This window comes from Priestia sp. VA7, assembly GCF_055710015.1.
Map to the genome: position 1 here is coordinate 248,399 of NZ_JBVQPN010000005.1, position 20,420 is coordinate 268,818.

15 protein-coding genes are annotated in these 20,420 nt (G+C 39.5%); 3 read left to right on the forward strand and 12 right to left on the reverse strand.

The genetic code is table 11. The features are described 5' to 3' along the window. Positions 1-246: 246 nt before the first annotated feature. From rpoE to AC0C45_RS23405, 8 genes are all read right to left on the reverse strand, one after another. Positions 247-783 carry a DNA-directed RNA polymerase subunit delta gene (rpoE, locus tag AC0C45_RS23370; protein ID WP_033580392.1) on the reverse strand — a complete coding sequence of 179 codons (537 nt, stop codon included), beginning with the start codon at positions 781-783 and terminating at the stop codon, positions 247-249. A gap of 349 nt (positions 784-1,132) precedes the next feature. After that, positions 1,133-4,375, reverse strand: coding sequence for a fused isobutyryl-CoA mutase/GTPase IcmF (gene icmF, locus AC0C45_RS23375; RefSeq protein ID WP_047931263.1), 3,243 nt, complete (start codon positions 4,373-4,375; stop codon positions 1,133-1,135). Continuing rightward, positions 4,372-5,016, reverse strand: coding sequence for a TetR/AcrR family transcriptional regulator (locus AC0C45_RS23380; protein WP_013085484.1), 645 nt, complete (start codon positions 5,014-5,016; stop codon positions 4,372-4,374). Before AC0C45_RS23380 ends, icmF begins: the two co-directional genes overlap by 4 nt. A gap of 27 nt (positions 5,017-5,043) precedes the next feature. Next, complete coding sequence (locus AC0C45_RS23385) at positions 5,044-6,177, reverse strand: acyl-CoA dehydrogenase (protein WP_013059833.1); 1,134 nt, start codon at positions 6,175-6,177, stop codon at positions 5,044-5,046. A gap of 12 nt (positions 6,178-6,189) precedes the next feature. Next, positions 6,190-7,317, reverse strand: a complete 1,128-nt coding sequence (locus AC0C45_RS23390; RefSeq protein WP_472928883.1) for an acyl-CoA dehydrogenase — start codon at positions 7,315-7,317, stop codon at positions 6,190-6,192. A gap of 12 nt (positions 7,318-7,329) precedes the next feature. Next, on the reverse strand, positions 7,330-8,184 hold the full coding sequence (locus tag AC0C45_RS23395) for a 3-hydroxybutyryl-CoA dehydrogenase (protein WP_016765937.1): 855 nt from the start codon (positions 8,182-8,184) through the stop codon (positions 7,330-7,332). A 15-nt stretch (positions 8,185-8,199) separates the two neighbouring features. Further along, positions 8,200-9,363 (reverse strand): acetyl-CoA C-acetyltransferase, encoded by a 1,164-nt coding sequence (locus AC0C45_RS23400; RefSeq protein WP_472928884.1) that lies wholly within the window; start codon positions 9,361-9,363, stop codon positions 8,200-8,202. A 104-nt stretch (positions 9,364-9,467) separates the two neighbouring features. Beyond that, positions 9,468-11,579 carry a (Fe-S)-binding protein gene (locus tag AC0C45_RS23405; RefSeq protein ID WP_016765939.1) on the reverse strand — a complete coding sequence of 704 codons (2,112 nt, stop codon included), beginning with the start codon at positions 11,577-11,579 and terminating at the stop codon, positions 9,468-9,470. A gap of 195 nt (positions 11,580-11,774) precedes the next feature. Between AC0C45_RS23405 and cls the strand changes: the two genes are divergently transcribed. Continuing rightward, entirely contained in the window at positions 11,775-12,971 is a 1,197-nt protein-coding gene (gene cls / locus AC0C45_RS23410; RefSeq protein WP_257064025.1) for a cardiolipin synthase, read from the forward strand. A gap of 24 nt (positions 12,972-12,995) precedes the next feature. Next, a complete protein-coding gene (uvsE, locus tag AC0C45_RS23415) occupies positions 12,996-13,949 on the forward strand; it encodes a UV DNA damage repair endonuclease UvsE (RefSeq protein WP_047931264.1) in 954 nt (317 codons plus the stop codon). Between the two features lie 31 nt (positions 13,950-13,980). Here the strand turns inward: uvsE and argS are convergent, their stop codons facing one another. The 4 genes from argS to speE form a co-directional block, all read right to left on the reverse strand. Beyond that, positions 13,981-15,651: an arginine--tRNA ligase gene (gene argS / locus AC0C45_RS23420; protein ID WP_047931265.1), complete on the reverse strand. Its 1,671-nt coding sequence runs from the start codon at positions 15,649-15,651 to the stop codon at positions 13,981-13,983. After that, positions 15,648-16,088 (reverse strand): YwiB family protein, encoded by a 441-nt coding sequence (locus AC0C45_RS23425; RefSeq protein ID WP_014457736.1) that lies wholly within the window; start codon positions 16,086-16,088, stop codon positions 15,648-15,650. The genes argS and AC0C45_RS23425 overlap by 4 nt, the downstream gene beginning before the upstream one ends. Positions 16,089-16,275: 187 nt before the next feature. Continuing rightward, on the reverse strand, positions 16,276-17,154 hold the full coding sequence (gene speB, locus AC0C45_RS23430) for an agmatinase (protein WP_034648244.1): 879 nt from the start codon (positions 17,152-17,154) through the stop codon (positions 16,276-16,278). 75 nt (positions 17,155-17,229) lie between these two features. Further along, positions 17,230-18,057 (reverse strand): spermidine synthase, encoded by an 828-nt coding sequence (gene speE, locus AC0C45_RS23435; RefSeq protein ID WP_013059843.1) that lies wholly within the window; start codon positions 18,055-18,057, stop codon positions 17,230-17,232. A gap of 266 nt (positions 18,058-18,323) precedes the next feature. Between speE and AC0C45_RS23440 the strand changes: the two genes are divergently transcribed. Beyond that, positions 18,324-20,390 (forward strand): transglycosylase domain-containing protein, encoded by a 2,067-nt coding sequence (locus AC0C45_RS23440; RefSeq protein WP_280168765.1) that lies wholly within the window; start codon positions 18,324-18,326, stop codon positions 20,388-20,390. The last annotated feature ends 30 nt before the right edge of the window (positions 20,391-20,420 follow it).

The following is a 20,420-nucleotide window of genomic DNA, read 5'->3' on the forward strand; positions in this document are numbered from 1 at the left end:
TTGTGCATGCGAAATTATAAGAAACCTTATGAATGTGAAACGTTCAAGAACCAAAAGAAAGTTTCTATCAAGGATTTATAAGAACATATCGGGGTGTAAAACATTGATACATAAAATAAAAAAATTGCTCCCAATACCAAAACTGGATTGGGAGCAATAGTCTATTTTAAATAAAAACTTTTTAAATGCTTGTTTAAAGAGCCCAAAAAAGATTCTACCTACTTCGCTTGAAAAAGTCAAGAAGGATTATTTTTCTTTTTCGTCCTCATAATCGTCTTCTTCATCTTCCTCATCATCGTCTAGATCATCTTCTAAATCGTCAAAATCGTCTTCTGCAAGATCATCTTCATCTTCTTCTAGCTCGTCGATGTCTTCAAAATCTTCTTCTTCGTCTAGATCGTCAACATCTTCATAATCTAAATCTTCTTCTAGATCATCAAAGTCTTCAACTTCTTCAACAACAGCTTTTTTCGCTTTTTTCTTTTTAGGTTTTGCAACCGGAATAACTTCTTCTTCAGCCTGGTCAAAAGGATACCATCCACGAAGACCCCAGTGGTTGTCCCCTACTGTTAAAAAGCGACCATCAATATTAATATCTGTATAAAACTGAGCTAATCTCGTTTTTAATTCTTGATCTGACATTTCCGCTGCTGCTTTAATTTCAGCAATAATTTCTTGGAATGACATTGCTTGACGATCTGTTTTTTCTTCTAGAAGCGCGTAAGCAATCTCAATCATCGACATTTCTTTTAAATCCGTTTTTGAGTACTGTGCTAAACTCAAATCTGGCACATCCTTTCTATGGCTATGTATATCGAAAATCTATTAAATCAATTCATCATATGTGTAAATGATGGAAACGAATAAATACATACCATTCATTATAAACAAATTCAATACATTTATGCTAGCCTCGTTTCTAAAATTCTCGAGAATTTCGCATAAAACAACGAAAAAATAGACATTTTATTACTATAATACATTCTACTTGATATACCAACAGCATCCTTTGACCAAAAGGAATTCACCATCAGTTATTCTGAGTCCGTTAGGGTTAAGTCTATAAAAGCCGCGATAACCAAAAATGGTCATCGCGGCTTTTAATATATCACTATATACTAACGATACATTATTACATATTTCGACGATATTGCCCACCGCATTCATATAAAGCTCGCGTAATTTCTCCTAAGCTGGCTACTTTAACGGTCTCCATTAACTCTTTGAAAATGTTCTCTCCTTCTGTTGCAGCTTTCTTTAACCTTTTCAGCGCATCTTCTCTTTTTTCTTCATGCTGCTGTTGAAACTTCTGAAGCTGATTAATTTGATGATTTTTTTCTTCTTTTGATGCGCGGGCTAACTGCATGTCATCAACTGAGGAATTTTCCTCTTCATTTGGATTAATATACGTATTTACTCCTATAATAGGTAAATCTCCCGTATGTTTTTGCATCTCATATTCCATCGATTCATCTTGAATCTTACCTCGCTGATACTGCATTTCCATCGCACCTAAAACGCCGCCTCGATCATTTAAGCGTTGGAACTCAGCCAATACCGCTTCTTCTACCAAGTCTGTTAGCTCATCAATAATAAAAGAGCCCTGTAATGGATTTTCATTTTTAGTTAGTCCATGCTCTTTTGTAATGATTAGTTGAATGGCCATCGCTCTACGTACAGATTCCTCTGTCGGTGTTGTAATTGCTTCATCATACGCATTGGTATGAAGAGAGTTGCAGTTGTCATGAAGGGCCATTAAGGCTTGTAGCGTCGTACGTATATCATTAAAGTTAATTTCCTGTGCATGAAGGGATCGGCCGGATGTTTGAATATGATACTTAAGCTTTTGACTGCGTTCATTCGCGCCGTATTTATCACGCATCACAATTGCCCAGATTCTTCTCGCTACACGTCCAATAACTGTGTATTCAGGATCAAGTCCATTACTAAAGAAAAACGATAAATTAGGAGCAAAATCATCAATGTGCATGCCTCGACTCAAGTAATATTCCACGTACGTAAAGCCGTTGGCCAATGTAAACGCGAGCTGAGAAATCGGGTTAGCCCCTGCTTCAGCTATATGATAGCCTGAAATAGAAACAGAATAATAGTTGCGCACTTTCTCGTCAATAAAGTACTGCTGAATATCTCCCATCATTTTCAATGCAAATTCCGTGGAAAAAATACACGTATTTTGCCCTTGATCTTCTTTTAAAATATCCGCTTGAACGGTTCCTCTCACTTGTTTCAACGTACCCGATTTTACGTCCTCGTATTCCTCTTCTGTTAAAGGACGCTTCATCTCCTCTTCCTTCTTCTCCACCTGCTGACAGATAGCTGTATTCATAAACATAGCTAGTAATATTGGAGCCGGCCCATTGATCGTCATCGAAACGGAAGTCGACGGATGGCAAAGATCAAATCCCTTATACAAGAGTTTCATATCATCAAGCGTACAGACATTTACGCCGCTTTCGCCAATTTTCCCGAAGATATCCGGCCTTGGATCCGGATTTTCTCCATAAAGCGTTACAGAATCAAACGCTGTACTTAAACGCTTAGCGTCATCATCTTTTGACAAATAGTGAAAGCGGCGATTCGTTCGTTCTGGTGTTCCTTCGCCTGCGAATTGGCGCTTAGGATCTTCTCCTTTTCGTTTAAACGGAAAAACACCTGCTGTATAAGGAAACGCACCTGGCACATTTTCTTTATAAAGAAAACGAAGAACTTCCCCGTATTCTTCAACTTTTGGAAGGGCCACGCGCGGAATACGCAGTCCCGATAGGGTATCAACTTGCAGAGAGGTTTTAATTTCTTTATTTCTTATCTTTGTAATAAGTTCTTCTTGCCGATACTGACTTTTTAATTTAGGCCAGTTTTCCAGCTTTTCAATCGATTCAGCCGTTAGCCGTTTTTGATATTTCTCCTTTAGCTGAGTGAGCTCTTGCTTGGCCGTTTCTGTTTCCACTTCTTCCAAAGCACCCTCTAGCTGATAAAATTTACGTGCTGTTTGCACTTGAACATCCGTATTGCGGTGATAAGAGCGAACGCTGTTTACAATCTCCTGTAAATATTGCTGTTGATCATTAGGAATGATGGTATATTTCTTTTCACTTACGCGCTCTGATGATTTTTCTACGTGCCAAGACGTACGGCATGTTTGATGCAGATGATTTACAAGATCTTCAAATAAAATATTTGTTCCCCCGTCGTTGAACTGACTCGCAATTGTTCCGTAAATTGGCATCGTAGAGAGATTATTTTCAAACAGCTGATGATTACGCTGATATTGACGCTGCACTTGTTTTTTTGCGTCTTCGGAACCTTTTTTTTCAAATTTATTGATTACAATAAAGTCTGCGTAATCAATCATTTCAATCTTTTCTAACTGCGACGGCGCGCCAAATTCGCTTGTCATTACATACAGAGAGACGTTCGCAATATCTTTGACTTGAGCATCAGCTTGCCCGATGCCGCTTGTTTCGACAATGATAATGTCGAAACCCGCTTTTTTCACGACGGCAATTCCATCTCGAATGGCCGCCGATAGCTCATGTCCAGATGAGCGCGTGGCCAAACTTCTCATATACACACGAGGAGACGCTGCGATGTTCATGCGAATTCGATCCCCAAGAAGCGCTCCTCCGGTTTTTTGTTTAGTTGGATCGACGGATAAGACAGCTACATGAATATCTGGAATATGTTCAATAAACCTTCTTACTAATTCATCCGTAAGTGAACTTTTCCCCGCTCCTCCCGTTCCTGTGATTCCAATAACCGGTATTTTTTGATCCGTCTCGCTTTCGATTACACTTCCTCGGATTTCTTCAAGAGCGGCTGCATGCTCTTTTGTGTATTCATAGGCTTCATTTTCAGCGCATGTAATAAGCTGGGCAATTAAACGGTTATTAGCCGGCGTTAAGGTTCGATCCTTCGGCAGTGCAGGGGGATTTGTGTAATAACAATCATCGATCATGAATTGAATCATGCCTTCTAACCCCATTTTTCGTCCATCTTCCGGAGAAAAGATTTTAGAAATGCCGTAATCATGAAGCTCTTGAATCTCACTCGGAATAATGACCCCTCCTCCTCCTCCATAAATTTTAATATGAGAAGCCTGTTGTTCTTGGAGTAAATCATACATATACTTAAAATATTCTACGTGGCCGCCTTGATAAGAAGAAATAGCAATCCCCTGAACATCCTCTTGTATGGAAGCGTTAACAATTTCTTCAACAGATCGGTTATGCCCCAGGTGAATGACTTCTACTCCCTTGGCTTGAAGAATTCTTCTCATAATATTAATGGACGCGTCGTGGCCGTCAAACAGGCTAGAAGCGGTTAAAAAACGAAGCGGTCTTTTGCTTGTATTCAAACTGTCTCCCCCTCACACAGTTGTTGAAATGAAAAATTTTTAAGTAAAAAATCTAACTGCATATTTGTATATTCTTCTAATGAATAATGCTTTTGCAGCCACCATCTGCGAAATGCCCACATCTGACCTTGAACAAATAAATGATGAGCGAACAGCGAAATTTCTTTATCCGTAAGTGCAAATTGATTGTTTTCTACGCAGCCTTCGATAATAACCTTAAACATTTCAACCATATCCAGCTCTTTTTTTAATACATATGGAAGCGCATCTTTAGACAGCGATTTCGCTTCTTGGTACATGACTAATACTTCATCTTGAAGCTCATCCACAACTTTAAAATAGTGCTGAATCGCTTGTTGAAGCTCAGAGATTGTATAACGATCCACTACCATCTCTTCTAATCTCTCTCTCACTTCATCATAAATATTGTCACATACAAGATATAAAACATCTTCTTTAGACTGAATATATTCGTAAAGCGTACCAATGCTAAACCCAGCGGCTTTGGCAATCTCCCTTGTTGTTGTTCGGTGAAAACCTTTTTCCTTAAATAGCGTGACGGCCCCTTTAATCATTTGATTACGACGCTCTACAATCAGCTTTTCATCTTTAATGGATGTGAGAACTTCTCTCTTTTTCATTTTTTCACCTCTCCTACAACAAGTGTTTTATTTAGCAAGATACCTAGAAATGACAAGACGCTGAATTTCTTGTGTGCCTTCATAAATTTGCGTGATTTTTGCATCTCTCATAAAACGTTCTACTGGATAATCTTTTGTATAACCGTATCCTCCAAATACTTGAACAGCTTCTGTCGTTACTTTCATTGCTGTATCCCCGGCATATAATTTTGACATGGCTGATTCTTTGCCATATGGCAGCCCTTGAGACTCCAGCCAAGCAGCTTGATAGGTTAACAGTCTGGCAGCTTCTATACTCGTGGCCATGTCAGCTAGCTTAAAAGCAATTCCTTGCTGAGAAATAATTGGCTTACCAAATTGCTGACGTTCCTTAGCATAAGCTACGGCCGCATCTAATGCCCCTTGAGCAATTCCTACAGCCTGCGCTGCAATGCCATTTCGGCCGCCATCTAGTGTCATCATCGCAACTTTAAATCCTTCTCCTTCATTTCCCAGCAAATTTTCTTTTGGAACACGGCAGTCCTCGAAAATAATTTCTGTGGTAGGTGAAGAGCGAATACCCAGTTTCTTTTCTTTTTTACCAACTGAAAATCCCGGCATATCTTTTTCAATAATAAAAGCGCTCGTGCGTTTTTCATTGGGGTCGATGCGAGCAAATACGACGTAAATATCCGCTTCGCCGCCGTTTGTAATAAAGATTTTAGAACCATTTAAAATATAATCTTCTCCGTCCTTTACAGCGAGCGTTCTCATTCCTCCTGCGTCTGATCCAGCACTCGGTTCGGTTAATCCATAAGCACCTATTTTCTCACCCGTTGCCATAGGTTTCAGGTATTTTTGTTTTTGTTCTTCTGTTCCGAATGTATAGATTGGCCAGCCGGCTAGAGAAGTATGAGCCGACAACGTAACGCCTGTCGATGCACATACTCTAGACAGTTCCTCAACGGCAATGCAATATGCTAGATAGTCACTGCCAATTCCTCCGTATTGCTCCGGCCATGGAATACCTGTTAATCCTAGATCAGCCATTTGCGTAAAGATTCCTCTGTCAAAACGTTCTTCTTCATCTCGTTGTGCAGCTGTCGGAGCCACTTCGTTTTTGGCAAAGTCCCGCACCATTTTTCGAATCATTTCGTGTTCTTCTGAAAGTTTAAAAAACATGATTATTCCCCCCTATAATTGACTGCTAATGACGATGCGCTGAATTTCGCTTGTACCTTCGTAGATTTCGCATACTTTGGCATCGCGAAAATAACTCTCTACTGGATAATCTTTCATATAACCATAGCCTCCCAAAACTTGAATCGCATCGATTGCTACATTCATCGCTGTTTGGGAAGCAAACAATTTCGCCATTGAGGCTTCTTTTTTACAAGGAAGTTTTTGATCATATAAAAAAGCCGCTCTATACATTAAAAGCTTCGCTGATTCAACAGCCGTTTCCATATCAGCCAGTTTAAAGGCAATACCCTGCTGAGATAAAATCGGTTTTCCGAATTGATATCGTTCATTTGCATAGTTTTTAGCTGCCGTTAACGCACCTTCAGCAATTCCTACCGCCTGAGCAGCAATACCAATTCTTCCGGCATTTAAATTAGCCATCGCAATTCGAAAGCCTTCACCTTCTTCTCCGAGACGATTTTCTACAGGCACCTGCATATTTTCAAAGTGGAGTTGAACCGTTCGAGAACCGTGAAGACCCATCTTATGTTCATCTTTTCCTACTGAAAATCCCTCCATCGTCTTTTCAACGATAAAAGCGCTCATCCCTCTCGACCCGCGTTCGGGGTTCGTTTTAGCAAATACAATATACGTATCCGCTTCTCCACCGTTTGTAATGAAAAGCTTTGAGCCATTTAAAAGATAGTGGTCTCCTTTTCGTTCTGCCTTTGTTTTTAAGCTTGCAGCATCAGACCCTGCACTAGGTTCTGTTAAACAAAAAGCACCTAAATATTTACCTGTCGCCAGTTTTTTTACATATTTTTGTTTTTGATCTTCCGTCCCAAATACGACAATAGGATTCGTACCTACAGAAGTATGAACAGACAAAATGACGCCGAGGGCTGGACTTACTTTTGATATTTCGTGGATGGCAATCATGTACGACACAAAGTCCAGTCCGCCCCCTCCGTATACTTGAGGAACGGGAATGCCCATCAGACCCAGATCAGCCATCTGCTTTAATAAACCTCGAGGAAATTCACCCTTTTCCATGTTTGGCACAGCCGCAGCGACTTCTTTTTCACTAAAATCAGCTACCATCTTTTTAATCATGTGTTGTTCAGACGTAAAAAAGATCATTTCGCCACTCCTTTATGTTTCGTACGTAAAAAATCCTTTTCCTGTTTTTCGACCAAGCCACCCTGCCTTTACATATTTCCTAAGCAATGGACAAGGCCGATATTTGTCATCACCAAATCCTTTATGAAGCGTTTCCATAATAAACAAACATGTATCGAGGCCGATGAAATCTGCTAATGTCAAAGGTCCCATTGGATGGTTCATTCCTAGTTTCATCACTTGATCAATATCCTCTTCGTTTGCTACACCTTCATAGAGCGTAAACACTGCTTCGTTAATCATTGGCATTAAAATTCGATTTGAAACAAACCCTGGAAAATCATGAACTTCCACCGGGGTTTTATTTAATTTTTTCGTTGTTTCATAGACTGCTTGATACACTTCATCGGTAGTAGCCAGCCCTCTAATAATTTCAACGAGTTTCATCACCGGAACAGGATTCATAAAGTGCATGCCAATTACTTTTTCAGGTCGAGTGGTCACAGCTGCAATTTCAGTAATAGGAAGCGAAGACGTGTTGGTTGCTAAAACAGTATGATTCGGGGCTAACGAATCCAACTCCGCAAAAATGGCTTGCTTGACTTCCATCTTTTCCACAACCGCTTCGACAATTAAATCTGCTTTTTGTGCTGCTGTTATTTCGTTTGCCAGGTGAAGGCGCTCCATAATTTCTTCATATTCCTTAGCTGAGAGAGAACCTTTTCCCACCTGCTTTTTCAGACGTTTATCAATACCTTCTATTCCTTTTTGTGTATTTTTTTGATCAACGTCATACAAAGAAACTTGATATCCGCTCGCAGCAAATACTTGCGCAATGCCTGCTCCCATCTGACCTGCTCCAATAACCATAACTGTTTCAATATTCAAGTTGGTATCCCCCTTTTATACTTCTACCATGATGGCATCACCTTGGCCGCCGCCGCTGCAAATAGAAGCAATGCCTAGTCCGCCGCCTCGTCGTCTTAATTCATGAATGAGCGTTACAACAATACGGGCGCCGCTTGCTCCAATCGGATGTCCAAGTGCTACAGCCCCGCCGTTCACATTTACTTTTTCAGCCGGAAGCCCTGCAATTTCCATACTCATCAACGCTACTGCTGAAAAAGCTTCATTGATTTCAAACAGCGCAATATCGTCTACTGTCTTATTTGTTTTTTGCAATAGCTTGTTAATAGCAAACCCAGGCGTTTTCGGAAACTCCCTTGGCTCCATCGCAAGAGAAGTATGGTTTATAATCGTAGCCAACGGCTCATAGCCATTTGCTTTCGCCACATCTTCATCCATTAGCATGAGCGCAGCTGCTCCGTCATTCACGCTAGGTGCATTTCCTGCTGTAATGGTTCCACTGTGGCCAAATACAGGCCGAAGAGACGAGAGTTTTTCTAACGACGTATCTTTTCTTGGTCCTTCATCTTTTTGAACCGTTATCGTTCCTTTTTTAGACGGAATATCTACTGAAATTCTTTCTGCATCCCATCTCCCTTTTTCTTCTGACTCTACTGCTAATTGATGACTGCGAAGCGCCCATTCATCCTGCTTTTCTCGGGAAATATCCATTTCAGAAGCGATTTCATTTCCATACGTACCCATTTGAACCCCTGTAAAGCTGCATGTCAAACCGTCATGAACCATCAAATCCGTCACAACGCTATCTCCCATACGGAACCCCCACCTTGCTTTTGGAAGGAGATACGGTGCATTACTCATCGATTCCATTCCACCTGCAATGATTGTTTTTGCTTCTCCTAATCGAATCAGCTGATCAGCAGTTGTAATACTGCGCATACCTGATGCACAAACTTTATTAATGGTTTCCGTCTCTACTTGCCACGGTAAACCTGCATAATGCATGGCTTGCCTAGAAGGTAGCTGTCCTTGGCCCCCTTGCAGCACGCACCCCATAATAACGGAATCAATTTCTGTACGTCCCTTTGATGCTGCTTGAATCGCTTTCCCGCCTAGTTCTGCCGCTTTTAGTCCGCTTACACTGCCACCTAATTTTCCAAAAGGTGTTCGAACTGCACTCACAATAACTGTTTTCCTCACTATTGTTTCCTCCCCTTTTTCCTAATCTTTGTCCTTGCCGATTGAACGCTTGCTCAATTTCCTTTCTGTAAAAAGTAGAGATGAATACCATCTCTACTTCTCCTTTATGAAACCTGTTCTTGCACGTCACCATAAATTGACTTTTCAAGCAGTTCTGCTACGTCATACGTATGAACCTTTTCTTCTACTTCTTTTGCTTTTGTTCCGTCACTTAGCATCGTTAAGCAGTACGGACAACCTGAACTGATAATGCTTGGGTTAACGGCCAAGGCTTGTTCCGTGCGCGCTACGTTAATGCGCTGGCCGGTCGTTTCTTCCGTCCACATTAACCCTCCTCCTGCTCCACAGCACATACCATTTTCACGGTTGCGATCCATTTCAATCAAACTAACACCTGGAATCGCTTTCAAAATTTCTCTTGGTGGACTGTATACTTCGTTATATCTTCCTAAATAACAGGAATCATGGAAGGTAATTTTTTCATTAACCGCATGTTTTGGTGTCAGCTTACCTTCTTTCACCAACACAGCTAATAATTCTGTGTGATGATACACTTCTCCTTCAAAACCGAAATCTGGATATTCATTTTTGAAGATATTGTAAGCATGTGGATCAATCGTAACAATTTTTTTGATTTCATTTTTTTCAAATTCAGCGATATTTTTAGAAGCTAACTCTTGGAATAAAAATTCATTGCCCAACCTGCGGGGCGTATCACCAGAATTTTTTTCTTTATTTCCTAAAATCGCAAATGAAACACCAGCTTCATTGAGAAGCTTAGCAAACGATAGAGCGATTTTTTGGCTGCGGTTATCATAAGATCCCATCGAACCTACCCAGAACAAATACTCAAACGTTTCACCAGCTTTACTTACTTCTTTAACAGTCGGAATGTGAACATCCTCTCTTACATGTCGCCATTCTTCACGCTCTTTTCGGTTTAATCCCCAAGGGTTTCCTTGACGTTCAATATTCGTCATGGCACGCTGAGCATCCGCGTCCATCTTTCCTTCAGTTAATACTAAAAAACGTCGTAAATCTATGATTTTATCTACATGCTCGTTCATTACGGGACATTGATCTTCACAGTTTCGGCACGTTGTACATGCCCAAATTTCTTCTTCCGTAATGACATCTCCGATTAAAGCGGGATTATATTCCGCTGTTGCTGCAGCCTCTGCTCCGCCTTGGCCGGCCGCCATCATCGCCAGCTGATTTCCTTTTGTTTTGGAGAATGCATACGTAGGAACCCAAGGTGCCTTGGATGTCACAACCGCTCCTTTTTCTGTTAAGTGATCGCGCATCTTTAAAATTAAATCCATTGGAGATAAAATTTTCCCTGTACCCGTTGCCGGACACATATTCGTACATCGACCGCATTCCACACAGGCATATAAATCAATAAGCTGATGCTGCGTGAATTCTTCAATCTTTCCAACCCCAAACGTCTCCTGGGTCTCGTCTTCAAAATCAATCTTTTCAAGCTTACCTGGCTTAGAAACACGGTTAAAAAATACATTAGCCGGTCCAGCCAATAAATGAGCATGTTTTGATTGAGGAACATATACTAAAAACGTCAATAACACGGCTAAGTGAATCCACCATGAAACATAAAAAATGGAGATAGCGGCAATATCATTGATTCCCTTAAACAAGATCGCAATCGATGACGCAATCGGTTCTGTCCATGACGGTTCATGATTATGCCAGATGATTGACATACCGTTTCCGACAAGCACTGACAGCATAAGTGCTCCAATAAAAATCAGTACTAAACCAGATTTAAACCCTCTTTTTAAACGCACAAGCTTTTCTACGTAGCGACGGTGAAAAGCCCAGACAACTGCTACTAAAATCAAAAACGTCACAATTTCTTGAAAAAATGTAAAACCGGGATATAAAGGTCCAAGCGGCAAATGTTTACCTGGAAGCAAACCTTTTATAATGAAGTCTAACGCGCCGAACTGAACCAAAATAAACCCATAAAAAAACATGACGTGCATAATTCCACTTTTTTTATCTTTTAACAGCTTCTTTTGTCCAAACACGTTCACCCAAATTTTTTGCAGTCTTTCTTTTAACCGCTGATCAAATTCAACTTTTTTCCCTAATTGAATATACTCAATGCGTGTGCGAATTAAATATACAAACAAAGAAGCAGCGTAAGCGGTTACAATAATAAAAAAGAGAAAATTCACCCACAGCAACCCTGTCATCTCGTCCCCTCCTTGAATAGTTTGTTACCTTTCTTTCCTCCTGACGACTAAATTTTCTGATAATATATCTGTTTTCATTGTATATAATGAATGAGCATTCAGTCAATATCTTTTCGTTCTTTTGTTCATATTCTATTTAAACAAGGTGACACTAAGAACAACATAAAATGTATTTACATCGGGAAAAGAGGTGACATGATGAGCGGCATGGTTGTAATTTTACTTTTTATTATTTTTATTGCTTGGCTTGCAATTGACCTTGGCGTTGGAAAGAAAGTATTTTCTCAGGCTGAAAATACATTTCCAAAGCGCCGTGCTTCTCTTTTTTTGTTCGCAGACGGGAATGTCTTGTATAAAGATCTATTTCACGAAATAGAAAATGCCTCTTCGTTTATCCATTTATCGTTTTACATCGTACAAAATGATGAAATTAGTCAAGATTTTTTAGATTTACTAGTCCAAAAAGCACAGCAAAATATTGAAGTCCGGTTATTGGTAGACCGTGTGGGAAGCTATAAAATCAAGAAAAACAAAATTGCATTCTTAAAGAAACAAGGTGTTCATTTTGCTTACAGTCGAACGCTACGGTGGCCTTATTTGTTTTATACACTCAACGCACGCAATCACCGTAAAATGGCCGTTATTGATGGGAAAGTTGGCTACATTGGCGGTTTTAATATCGGAAGAGAATATTTAGGACTCGACGCCAAGCTTGGAGTGTGGAAAGATTACCACCTGCGTATGGAAGGTGAAGGTATCCAAGATCTTCAAATACAGCTGTTGAGCGACTGGTATGCTGCTACCGGCATAGACCTGCGTAAAGTGGAAAGATACTTTCCACCAACCTCTGAAGGAGACTATGTTATTCAGCTACAGTCAACTGAAGGTTTTTCACTTGAAGAAAGCTTTTTATCGATTATCAACCAAGCCAATAGGGAATTGTACATAGGTACTCCTTATTTTATTCCAAGTGAACCTTTGATGAATGCTTTATTGCAAGCTCGAGCACGGGGAGTACAAGTTCATATATTGATTCCAATGCGTGCAGATCAACCGCTTGTTCATCAGGCTGCATTTGCCTATCTTCCTACATTACTTCAAGCAGGCTGCATGATTTATCAATATTATTACGGTTTTTACCACGCAAAAGTATTAATTGCAGACAATGTTATCTGCGATGTAGGAACGGCTAATTTTGATAAAAGAAGCTTGTTCTTAAACGCTGAAATTAACTGTTTAATCTACGATGCCACATACATTGAAGAGGTAAAGAACAGCTTTAAAGCTTGTATGGGGGAATGCCCAGTTTTGTCTTTAGAAGACGTCAAAAACCGAAAATGGAGTGAAAAACTAAAGCAAGGATTTGCAACCTTTATTTCTCCGTTACTTTAATGAACGAAAAGAGGAAAATTTATAATGAAAATTAGATTTGGCTATGTATCACATGCCCTGTCGCTTTGGGACTGCTCACCTGCGAAGACTCTCACGTTTACTAGATGGGGAAAAATGAAAAAAGATGAGAGGCTGGATAAGCTTCATTACGTCACAAAACAAAATTTGAATCATACTAAGCGCGCTTTACATTTTAATATTGCCCATGAAATTATGCTGTATCGATTATCATCTTCTCTTGTTCCTTTAGCTACTCATCCTGAAGTAGATTGGAATTACATTGATGCGTTCCAAGACGATTGGTCAGAGATAGGAGAATTGATTCGGAATCATCAGCTGCGCGTGAGTTTTCACCCCAATCAGTTCACATTATTTACAAGCGACAAAAAACATATTACAGAAAATGCGGTAAAAGATATGGATTATCACTATAGAATGCTTGAAGCGATGGGAGTAGCCGATCAAGCTCTTATTAATATTCATGTAGGAGGAGCCTATGGCAATAAAGAAAAGGCGATCGGTCGATTTCATGAAAACATTCAAACGCTGCCACCTGTCATTAAAAAGCGCATGACTCTTGAAAATGATGATAAAACATACACAACTGAAGAAACGTTAGCTGTATGCGAAAAAGAGAAAGTCCCTCTCCTCTTTGATTATCACCACCACAAAGCAAATGAAGGAGAAGAACCTCTTGCATTATTGCTCCCTCGTATCTTTGACACGTGGAAACATATCGGGTTAAAACCAAAAATACATATCTCTTCTCCTAAATCTGAAAAAGAATTCAGAAGTCACTCTGATTATGTCTCAACTGATTTTATCGCACCTTTTTTGCAAATAGCTAAAGATATTGGAAAAGATTTTGACGTAATGATTGAAGCAAAGTTAAAAGATAAAGCGCTGCTAAAATTAGTGGAAGATTTAGCATCAATGAGAGGAGTAAAGCGTACGGGAGGTGCCACGCTTGTTTTTTAAATTAAAAAAGAGCCAAGAGGCTCTTTTTTTGTTACATTTTTTCGGGTGCTGAAACACCAATTAGTTTTAAGGAGTTTTGAAGCGTTACTTGAACAGCTTTCACTAGTTCAATACGCGCTTTACTTGTTTCTACATTATCGCTGTCTAATACTTTTTCTGCATTATAGAAGCTATGGAACGTAGAAGCAAGATCAAATACATAGTTTGTAATGCGGTGCGGAATACGTTTTGTTGCTGCTTCCGCTACGGCCTGAGGGAACTCTCCGATTTTCTTCAGCAGTTCCGTTTCTTTTTCTGCACTAATTAATGAAAGGTCAGCGCCAGATGTTGATTGAATCCCCATCTCTTCACCTTGACGAAGAATACTGCAAATACGGGCATGAGCATACTGCGCGTAGTATACAGGGTTTTCATTAGATTGAGAAACAGCTAAATCTAAATCAAAGTCTAAATGTGTATCCGCACTTCTCATCGCAAAGAAGTAGCGAGTTGCATCAAGGCCTACCTCTTCTACTAGATCACGCATTGTTACTGCTTTACCTGTACGTTTGCTCATCTTCATTTTTTCGCCATTTTGATACAGTTGAACCATTTGAATGATTTCTACTTCAAGCGTATCTTTTTCATAACCAAGCGCTTGAATCGCCGCTTTCATACGAGGAATATATCCATGGTGGTCGGCTCCCCAAATGTTAATTAGCTTATCAAATCCGCGTTGAATTTTGTCTTGGTGATACGCAATATCTGGTGTTAAGTACGTAAATGAACCGTCATTTTTAATTAACACACGGTCTTTATCATCACCAAATGTCGTAGAACGGAACCACGTAGCACCTTCTTCTTCATATACATGACCTTGTTTTTTCAGGGTTTCAAGTGCAACTGATATTTTATCATTTTTATAAAGAGAGGTTTCAGAATACCATACGTCAAATTTCACACGGAACTGTTCAAGATCACGCTTTAATTTAGCTAACTCATAATCTAACCCGTATTGACGGAAGAATTCAAATCGCTCTTCTTCAGAGGCATTTACATACTTGTCTCCGTGCTCTTTTGCTAGCTCTTTTCCGATGTTTATAATGTCAGCACCATGATAGCCGTCTGCAGGCATTTCTTTCTCTAAACCAAGAGCCTGCATGTAGCGTGCTTCTACTGAATAAGCCAGGTTATTAATTTGATTACCAGCATCATTAATATAGTATTCACGTGACACATCGTAACCTGCTTTTTCAAGAACATTACATAATGAGTCTCCAACTGCAGCACCGCGGGCATGTCCTAAATGTAAATCCCCTGTCGGATTAGCTGAAACAAACTCAACTTGTATTTTTTGTCCGTTCCCTACGTTTGTTTGACCGTACGCTTCACCAGCTTTTACAATCGTTGGGATAAGCTCTGTTAAATAAGAGTTATTCATATAAAAGTTGATGAATCCAGGGCCTGCAATGTCAATTTTCTCGATAGATGCTTTTGATTTATCGAAGTTTGCTACAAGCTCTTCAGCGATAACACGCGGTGCTTTTTTGGCAATACGAGCTAGCTGCATAGCCATATTGGTAGAATAATCACCATGTGTTTTATCTTTTGGGGTTTCTAATAGAACTTCTGGAAGTTCTGCTTTTTCAGCAAGTCCTGCTTTGACCACAGCATCTTGAATTTCAGCTTTTAATTTTTGCTGCACTTGTTCGACGATGTTCATTTTTTCTCCTCCTTGAATGTAATGGTTAACGCATATTTCCCGGTAGGCTGACCCTGTACTTCTAGATCATACGTTAAAAATAATCGACCCTTTTGAGTCATTTGTTTATATTCAATGTTATGAGCGAATGTCAGTAAATCCATACGTCCATAAGGGCTTATATAAGTTCCTTCGATCTGTACCTTTTTACGAAACGATTGCTTCATTTGAACAGCACCGGTTCGATTAATTGATACTTCATCTTCGCTAATTTTCACCATTGTTCTAATATCTCCGATTTCCTCTTGGCGCTCTGTGTATGTAAGATAAATTTTCGATCCTTTTTCATAATACATACCTTTTGCATTTACCGATGTTGTCTCTTTTCGGTGACCATCGCGGATATCCGTCACAATTTTAACTTCAATGGGTTTCTTGACTTCTGAAGCGTTACTCACAAAAGACACTTCCTTATTAAAATGAATACGTTATAACTTAAATAGTATAAACATTCTAAAGAAAGAATTCAATAATACTTCAAAGGAAATATGATAGATACGCCGAGAATTCACCTTTTTACAGTACGTGACGCATTCACATATTCCAAATAAAAAAGGCAGCCACAGCGGCCGCCTTTTACTTTATTTATTTCTTTTGTACCCAGCCTAAGATCATTTCGCGAATAAGCTTGCTTGCTGTATTAGCTGTTTGTTCAGACGGATCATAAATTGGAGCTACTTCTACTAAATCTCCTCCGACAATGCGAAGATCTGATTTAGCAATTGCGTGAATAGAAGCTAAAAGCTCTTTTGATGTGATACCGCCCGCATCTACTGTTCCTGTACCAGGAGCGTGCGCTGGATCTAATACATCGATATCAATTGTTACATAAACAGGACGACCTGCAAGTGTTGGTAGAATCTCTTTTAACGGCTCTAGAACTTCAAATTTTGAAATATGCATGCCGTTTTCTTTTGCCCATTGAAATTCTTCTTTCATTCCTGAGCGAATACCAAATGAATAAACATTCTCCGGTCCGATTAGTTCTGCAACTTTACGAATCGGAGTGGAATGAGAAAGTGGTTCTCCTTCATACTCTTCACGAAGGTCTGTATGAGCATCCATATGGATAATGGCCAAATCCGGATATTTTTTAGACATAGCTTTCATAACAGGCCAAGAAACCAAATGCTCTCCGCCCATGCCTAATGGGAACTTGTCTGCTGCTAAAAGCTGGTCGATATACTCTTCAATCATATTTAAGCTGCGCTGAGGATTCCCAAATGGAAGTGGAATATCTCCTGCATCAAAATATTTTACTTCCTCTAGCTCTCGATCTAAATACGGGCTGTATTCTTCTAATCCAATTGATACTTCACGAATACGAGTTGGGCCAAATCGTGAACCTGGACGATAGCTAACTGTCCAGTCCATTGGCATTCCGTAAAGAACCGCTTCACTTTCTTCAAAAACAGGGTGACTGCCGATAAATACATTACCTGAATAAGCTTCATCAAAACGCATATTTTGTTCCTCCTTCATTATTCATAGAAAAGATGCCAGCCTTAAACCTCTGGCATCTCACTTGTATGTGGTAACTTATTTAATAAGATCTTGCACAAATTTAGGTAAAGCAAATGCGGCTTTGTGCAATTCTTTTGTGTAATACTTTGTATCAATATCGAAGAAACGATCTTCGCTTACTTCTAATGGATCATGTTTCTTTGAACCCATTGTAAATGTCCATAAACCGCTTGGATATGTTGGAATATTTGCTACGTATAGACGTGTAATCGGGAAGATTTCTCTTACATCACGCTGAACATTTGAGATGAGCTCTGGCGTGAACCAAGGATTGTCCGATTGAGCAACAAAGATACCATCTTCTTTAAGTGCTTTTGAGATACCTGCATAGAATCCTTTTGTAAATAAATTCACAGCTGGCCCTACTGGCTCTGTTGAATCCACTAAAATGACATCGTATTCGTTCTCGCTTTTAGCAATGTGCATAAATCCGTCATCTACTTGTACATCAACACGCGGATCTTCTAGTTTGCCCGCAATTGAAGGTAAGAATTTTTTTGAGTACTCAATAACTTTTCCATCGATATCAACTAACGTGGCTTTTTTTACGCTTGGGTGTTTTAAGATTTCACGGATTACGCCTCCGTCTCCTCCACCTACAACTAGTACGTTTTCTGGATTTGGATGCGTAAATAACGGTACATGCGCAACCATTTCATGATAAACGAACTCATCTTTTTCCGTTGTCATAACCATACCGTCAAGTAAGAGCATGTTACCAAACTCTTCTGTTTCAACCATGTCTAATTTTTGAAACTCCGTTTGCTCTGTATGTAAAGTGCGATTAATTTTAGCTGTAATACCAAAGTTCTTTGTTTGCTTTTCTGTGAACCATAATTCCATTTCAAACTCTTCCCTTCTATTTTGAGAATTAACCTATGCATAGATTACCCTAACATAATTTATACAAACATGAAAAAAGTATAGATGAATTCAGCAAAAAAGCAAGTAAAATTTTTAGCAATGCAGGTTTAAAACCACCTTTTCTATTTCATACTGATGATAGATACAAGCTTTAGAATCTACTTGCATCGCTCTTTTAATAGAATTTTGTTGTGTTGAAAACAACATGTACGGTGCATAGTGACATATATTGGTGGTGAATAGAAATGGAAACGGTATTAACCGAACATTTAAAAAAGGCAAGACGCATCTTCCGAATTCTTCTCGTCCTTGGTATATTAGCGGGGGCTTTATTATTGTTTGCCTACATAAGCATCTTTCTCTACGCTAAAATCGCTGGCCCCCCTCCGCTAAACGTTTCTCAAACAGCTGTTTTCTACTCAGCAAACGGTAAAGTTCTTGATGAAGTTCACAATGGACAAAAGCGCTACTGGGTTTCACTTAATCAAATTTCACCTTACGTAAAAGATGCGACTTTAGCCGTTGAAGATAAGCGTTTCTATGAGCATCACGGCTTTGATATGCATCGAATCGCCGGAGCAGTTGTAGCTGATATAAAAGCTATGGGGAAAGTACAGGGTGCGAGTACCATTACTCAGCAGTATGCACGAAACTTGTTTTTAGAGCACGACAAAACGTGGACTCGAAAGCTTCAAGAAGCTCTGTATACGATTCGTTTAGAAATGAACTATAGTAAAGACCAAATTCTAGAAGGCTACATGAATACGATTTACTACGGCCATGGAGCTTATGGAATTGAAGCGGCGGCTAGGCTGTATTTTGATAAGCATGCCAAAAATTTGACATTAAGTGAAGCGAGTATGTTAGCAGGTATTCCAAAAGGCCCTAGCTACTACTCTCCTCTTATTCATCAAGAAAATGCAAAAAAACGACAAAATATCATTTTATCTCTTATGGAAGAGGATGGAATTATCACAGCCAAGCAAGCAACAAAAGCGCTTGTAACACCTCTAGCATTCACAAAGCCTGCCGAAAAAGATCCTAATAAAGAAGATGCTTCTTACTTTATGGATGCAGCGCTAGCAGAATTAAAGCAAGATTTAGGCATTGATGAAACCATGATTTACACAAATGGACTTCGCGTTTATACAACGCTGGATGAAAAGATGCAGCGAACAGCTGAAGAAAAAATGAAGGATGTTATCAGCAGCTCTTCAGACGTACAAAGTGCATTTGTTGCGATGAATCCTAAAAATGGACAAGTGAAAGCTCTTATTGGTGGAAGAGATTATGAAAAGAGCCCGTTTAATCGCGCGACTCAAGCAATAAGACAGCCTGGTTCAACGATGAAGCCATTTTTATACTATGCGGCGTTAAAAGATGGTTTTACTGAATCTACTCCAATGAAAAGTGAAGAAACGACGTTCAAATTGGAAGATGGCGTTTCGACATACACGCCTAGCAACTATCACAATTATTATGCGGATGCTCCTATTACAATGGCTCAAGCCATCGCACTTTCAGACAACATTTATGCCGTAAAAACGCATTTGTTTATTGGGGAAAACCGCTTAATTGAAACTGCTAAAACACTTGGAATATCATCACCTTTAAAGAAAGTTCCATCTTTAGCTCTTGGAACTTCGCCTGTGAAAGTTATTGATATGGTTAATGCGTACGGCATCTTTGCTAATGGCGGAAAAGAAATTCGTCCAACATTTATTAAACGAATTGAAACCCATGACGGAGAAGTTGTTTATCAAGCTCCTTCCGAACAGAAACAAGTCATTGATAAGCGCTATGCTTTTCTTACTACCCATTTAATGACAGGCATGTTTAATCAAAAGCTAAATGGCTATACAACCGTCACAGGAAAGCCTATTTCTAAATATGTATCTCGTCCTTACGCGGGAAAATCCGGCACAACCTCTACGGACAGCTGGATGATTGGCTACTCTCCCCAGCTCGTTTCAGGCGTTTGGGTTGGATATGATCAAGGAAGAACAATGGATGATGTAGCTGAAAAAGGATACGCAAAAAAAATGTGGGCATTATTTATGGAAGAGGCCTTAAAAGGGAAGAAAAAAGAAAAGTTTAAAGCACCAAGCGGATTAATGAGCGTAAACATTAATCCTCAAAATGGAAAGTTAGCATCCAAATCATGCCCTGTTCAATATAAAGCTTATTATTTAACTGGAACACAGCCAAAAACATATTGTACTGATCACATCGATCATGCAGCAAAAACGAAGAAAAAACAGCATGAAGCAGAGAATAAAAAGTTTCATTGGCTACCAAAATGGTTTGATTAAAAAAAGCTTAAGGCCAAGGCCTTAAGCTTT

Coding starts and splice junctions, on each gene's coding strand:
- AC0C45_RS23380 (WP_013085484.1), bottom strand. CDS start 5,016: ATGAAAAAGAGAGAAGTTCTCACATCCATTAAAGATGAAAAGCTGATT.
- AC0C45_RS23385 (WP_013059833.1), bottom strand. CDS start 6,177: ATGTTTTTTAAACTTTCAGAAGAACACGAAATGATTCGAAAAATGGTG.
- AC0C45_RS23390 (WP_472928883.1), bottom strand. CDS start 7,317: ATGATCTTTTTTACGTCTGAACAACACATGATTAAAAAGATGGTAGCT.
- AC0C45_RS23405 (WP_016765939.1), bottom strand. CDS start 11,579: ATGACAGGGTTGCTGTGGGTGAATTTTCTCTTTTTTATTATTGTAACC.
- cls (WP_257064025.1), top strand. CDS start 11,775: ATGATGAGCGGCATGGTTGTAATTTTACTTTTTATTATTTTTATTGCT.
- uvsE (WP_047931264.1), top strand. CDS start 12,996: ATGAAAATTAGATTTGGCTATGTATCACATGCCCTGTCGCTTTGGGAC.
- argS (WP_047931265.1), bottom strand. CDS start 15,651: ATGAACATCGTCGAACAAGTGCAGCAAAAATTAAAAGCTGAAATTCAA.
- speB (WP_034648244.1), bottom strand. CDS start 17,154: ATGCGTTTTGATGAAGCTTATTCAGGTAATGTATTTATCGGCAGTCAC.
- speE (WP_013059843.1), bottom strand. CDS start 18,057: ATGGAATTATGGTTCACAGAAAAGCAAACAAAGAACTTTGGTATTACA.
- AC0C45_RS23440 (WP_280168765.1), top strand. CDS start 18,324: ATGGAAACGGTATTAACCGAACATTTAAAAAAGGCAAGACGCATCTTC.